This window comes from Pseudomonas lactucae, from assembly GCF_016937615.1.
GTDB classification, from domain to species: Bacteria; Pseudomonadota; Gammaproteobacteria; order Pseudomonadales; family Pseudomonadaceae; genus Aquipseudomonas; species Aquipseudomonas lactucae.
Window position 1 is genome coordinate 1 of the sequence record NZ_JAFHKI010000265.1, and the last position, 568, is coordinate 568.

Sequence of the window (568 nt, forward strand, 5' to 3'; positions counted from 1 at the left end):
AGGTGGCGCTCAAGGTCGACGGTCTGCTCGGCCCTGGCCTGCGTGAGCCGGTGAGTTTCCAGGTGCGCAAAGGCGAAATTCTTGGCCTGTTCGGGTTGGTCGGGGCAGGGCGCACGGAGTTGTTCCGCCTGCTCAGCGGCCTGGAACGCGCCGGCGCGGCAGCCTGGAACTCTGTGGCGAGCCGTTGCAGTTGCGCTCGCCTCGCGACGCCATTGCCGCCGGTGTCTTGCTGTGCCCGGAGGACCGCAAGAAGGAAGGCATCATTCCGCTCTCCAGCGTGGCCGAGAACATCAACATCAGTGCGCGGGGCGCTCATTCGACCTTCGGCTGGCTGCTGCGCGACGGTTGGGAAAAGGGCAACGCAGAGCATCAAATCAAGGCGATGAAAGTCAAGACGCCGAACGCCGACCAGAAAATCATGTACCTCTCCGGCGGCAACCAGCAAAAGGCCATTCTCGGCCGCTGGCTGTCGATGCCGATGAAGGTGCTGCTGCTGGACGAACCAACCCGAGGCATCGATATCGGCGCCAAGGCCGAGATCTACCAGATCATCCATAACCTCGCGGCC

1 pseudogene is annotated in these 568 nt (G+C 63.2%); it reads left to right on the forward strand.

The annotated features are described in order from the left end of the window. A pseudogene (locus tag JWR98_RS29180) lies at positions 1–568 on the forward strand (ATP-binding cassette domain-containing protein); the annotation flags it as partial.